This is a genomic window from Streptomyces sp. NPDC046759, from assembly GCF_040645475.1.
In the GTDB taxonomy this organism is placed as follows: Bacteria; Actinomycetota; Actinomycetes; order Streptomycetales; family Streptomycetaceae; genus Streptomyces.
This window is the reverse complement of sequence record NZ_JBEYYJ010000075.1, coordinates 1-4,038: the sequence shown is the minus strand read 5'-3', so window position 1 is coordinate 4,038 and position 4,038 is coordinate 1. Positions and strand designations below refer to the sequence as shown.

The 4,038-nt window shown below is 73.2% G+C and carries 1 protein-coding gene; it reads right to left on the bottom strand.

All coding sequences use genetic code 11. From position 1 onward, the window contains the following. Window positions 1-4,020 (bottom strand): SDR family NAD(P)-dependent oxidoreductase (locus tag ABZ919_RS41410; protein WP_361259473.1); only part of this gene is annotated, 4,020 nt, incomplete at its 3' end. Window positions 4,021-4,038 lie beyond the last annotated feature (18 nt).

The following is a 4,038-nucleotide window of genomic DNA, read 5'->3' as shown; positions in this document are numbered from 1 at the left end:
GCCCTCGGACCAGCCCGTACCGTCGGCCGCGTCCGAGAAGGACTTGCAGCGGCCGTCCGGCGACAGCCCCCGCTGCCGGCTGAACTCCACGAAGGTCATCGGCGTCGACATCACCGTCACACCGCCGGCCAGGGCCAGGGTGCACTCGCCCGCCCGCAGCGCCTGGGCGGCCAGGTGCAGGGCGACCAGGGAGGACGAGCACGCCGTGTCCACCGTCACCGCCGGGCCCTCCAGCCCGAAGGTGTAGGAGATGCGCCCGGAGGCGACACTGCCCGCGCTGCCATTGCCGAGATAGCCCTCAAAGCCGTCGGGAACGACCTTCAGCCGGGAGCCGTAGTCGTTGTACATCACGCCCGCGAAGACACCGGTCCGGCTGCCCCGTACCCGGGCGGGGTCGATGCCCGCCCGCTCCAGCGCCTCCCAGGACGTCTCCAGCAGCAGCCGCTGCTGCGGGTCCATCGCCAGCGCCTCACGCGGCGAGATCCCGAAGAACCCCGGGTCGAAGTCGGCCGCGTCGTGCAGGAAGCCGCCCTCACGGACATAGCTCTTGCCCTTGCGGTCCGGGTCCGGGTCGTACAGGCCGTCCAGGTCCCAACCCCGGTCCACCGGGAATCCGTCGATGCCGTCCCGGCCCGTGGCCACCATGCGCCACAGGTCCTCCGGGGACTGCACTCCGCCCGGGTACCTGCAGCTCATCCCGACGACGACGATGGGGTCCTGGTCGAGCGGAGCCTGCACCGGGAGCGGTTCGCCGGTGGATGCGCCCGTGGTGCCGAAGAGTTCGCCGTACAGGTGTCGTGCGAGGGCATCGGGGGTGGGGTGGTCGAAGACCAGCGTGGCGGGCAGCCGCAGACCGGTCGCCGCGTTCAGCCGGTTCCGCAGGTCAACAGCCGTCAACGAGTCGAAGCCCAGCTCCTTGAAAGCCCGGCCCTCCTCCACCGACGCCGCCGAACCGTGCCCCAGCACCGCGGCCACCTGCCCGCGCACCAGCCCGGACAGCTCCCGCATCCGCGCGTCCGGCGTCAACCCGGCCCACCGGTCCACCAGGCCCGCGCCGGCGGCCTCGCTCGCCCGCGCCCGGCGCACCCGGCCACCGGCCACCGCGCGCATCACCGCGGGCACACCGGCGCCCATGGCCCGGAACACGGCCAGATCGAACCGCACCGGCAGCACCAGCGCCGGCCCCGCGGTCACCGCGGTGTCGAACAAGGCGAGTCCGTCCGAGGACGACAACGCCGGCAGACCCGACCGGGCGAGCCGGGCCGCCTCGACCTCACCCAGCGCACCGGTCATCCCACTGCGCTGCTCCCACACGCCCCACGCCAGCGACACGCCCGGCAGACCGTCGGCCCTCCGCACCGCCGCCACCGCGTCCACGAACGCGTTCGCGGCCGCGTAATTGCCCTGTCCCGCACTCCCGAGCACACCCGACGCCGAGGAGAACAGTACGAAGGCCGACAGGCCCAGGTCGCGGGTCAGTTCGTGCAGGTTCCAGGCTCCGTCGAGCTTGGGCCGCAGCACCGTGTCGAGCCGCTCGGGGGTCAGGGACGACACGACACCGTCGTCCAGCACACCCGCCGTGTGCACCACACCCGTCAACGGGTGCTCGGCCGGTACCCCCGCCAGCACCTCCGCCAAGGCCGCACGGTCGGCCACGTCACACGCCACCACCGAGACATCCGCACCCAACTCACCAAGCCCAGACACCAATTCAGCGGCCCCAGCAGCCTGCGGCCCGCTACGGCTGAGCAGCAGCAGACGCCGTACCCCGTGCCCCGTCACCAGATGCCGCGCCACCAGAGCGCCCAGCGTGCCCGTGGCACCCGTGACCAGCACGGTGCCCTCGCCCCAGCCCGGCCCCTCCGCCGCCGTGGCCGGCACGACCGGCTGCACGCGGGGCACGTAGACGACGCCATCGCGAACCGCGAGCTGGGGTTCGTCCCCGGCGAGTACGGCGTCCAGGGCACCGGCCGGCCACGTCCCGCCGTCGCCGTCGCTGTCCAGGAGGACGAACCGGCCGGGGTTCTCCGTCTGAGCCGACCGCAGCAGGCCCCAGGCCGGGGCGGCCGCGATGTCCGCGACCCCCTCGTCCGGCCCGGCCGCCACCGCGCCCCGCGTGACCAGCACCAGCCGCGACGCCGCGAACCGCTCCTCCGCCAGCCAGCCCTGCACCAGCTCCAGGGCCCGGTACGCGGCGTCGTGCGCCGCCCGAACGGTGTTCCCGTCCGGCGCCGCCACCGCGAACGGGACGAGCACCGCGTCCGGCAGTACGCCGCCGTTGTCGACGGCAGAGGCCAGGTCCGCCAGGTCGGCATGGACGGTCGGCTCGGCCGGGAGCCCGGTCACGGCACCCGGCGAGCCTACGACCGCCCACACGCCCTTGGTGTCGTGGGCCGCGGCAGCCTGCGGCAGCGGCGTCCACTCGACGCGGAAGAGGCTGTCGCGGGTCAGGGTCGCGCCCGCGAGGTGCTCGGGGGCGAAGGGGCGCAGGACGAGGGAGTCGACCGTGGCGACGGGCTGTCCGGTGCCGTCGGCGACGGTCACCGACAGCGCGTCCGCACCGACCGGCGCCAACCGCACCCGCACCACCGACGCACCCGACGCGTACAACGACACCCCACGCCACTCGAACGGCAACCGCGCCCGACCGTCCGAGAAGAAATCACCCAGCCGCACACCATGCAACGCCGCATCCAACAACGCCGGATGCAACCCAAAACGAGCCGCGTCCTCCCGCTGCCCCTCCGCCAGCTCCACCTCGGCGAACACCTCTTCACCGAGCCGCCAGGCCGCACGCACCCCCTGGAACACCGGCCCATAGCCGTACCCGTCGGCCACGAACCCCTCGTACAGCCCACCGACGTCCACCGCCACGGCCCCGGCCGGCGGCCACACCACCAGCTCCGCCGCACCCGCCGACACCGACGCACCACCCACCGCCAGCACACCCGTCGCATGACACGTCCAGGGGCTCTCCGCCGGGGCGTCCTCTCGCCGGGAGTACACGGTGAACGCGCGACCGCCGCCCTCCGCGCCGGACTCGGCAACCGTGATCCGCAGCTGCACACCGCCCTGTTCGGGCAGCGTCAGCGGGGCCTGGAGGACCAGTTCCTCGACCGCCCCGCAGCCGACCTCGTCACCGGCCCGGACGGCCAGCTCCACGAACGCGGTCCCTGGCAGCAGCACCACACCGCCGACGGCGTGGTCCGCCAGCCACGGATGCGTCCGCAGCGACAACCGACCGGTGAGGACCACACCTGTCGAGTCCGGAAGCTCCACCGCCGCCCCGAGCATCGGGTGCTCCGCCGCCACGAGCCCGAGCCCGGGCAGCGCACCGGCCGTCGTGACAGCAGTGCCCAGCCAGTAGTGGCGGTGCTGGAAGGCGTAGGTGGGCAGGTCGGTGTGGTGGGCGCCGGTGCCGGCGAAAGCCTGCGCCCAGTCGACGTCGATGCCGTGAACCCATAGCTCACCCAGGGAAGTCAGGAAGCGGTCCAGGCCCCCCTCGTCGCGGCGCAGGGTGCCCGTCACGGCCGCGTCGTCGGCGGTGTCCTGGATGCTCATCGCGAGCACCGGGTGCGCCGACACCTCGACAAACGCCGTGTGGTCCTGCTCGGTGAGGGCGCGGACCGCCTCCTCGAAACGGACCGTGCGGCGCAGGTTGCGGTACCAGTACCCGGCGTCCAGAGCCTCGGTGTCGATCCAGTCGGCCTCCACCGTGGAGAAGAACGGGATCGTGGAGGTCTGCGGACGGACCTCGGCCAGGACCCGGGCCAGCTCCCCCTCGATGCGTTCGACGTGGGTGGTGTGAGAGGCGTAATCCACCGGGATACGACGAGCACGGACCTCGTCGGCCTCGCAGACGGCGATCAGTTCGTCCAGGGCCTGCGGTTCACCCGCCACCACCACCGAGGTGGGCCCGTTCAGGGCGGCGATCTCGATACGGCCGTCCCAGCCGGCGATCCGCTCGGCAGCCTGCCCGGCGTCCAGAGCCACGGACACCATGCCACCGTCACCAGCCAGGCTCGCCGCGATCGCCTG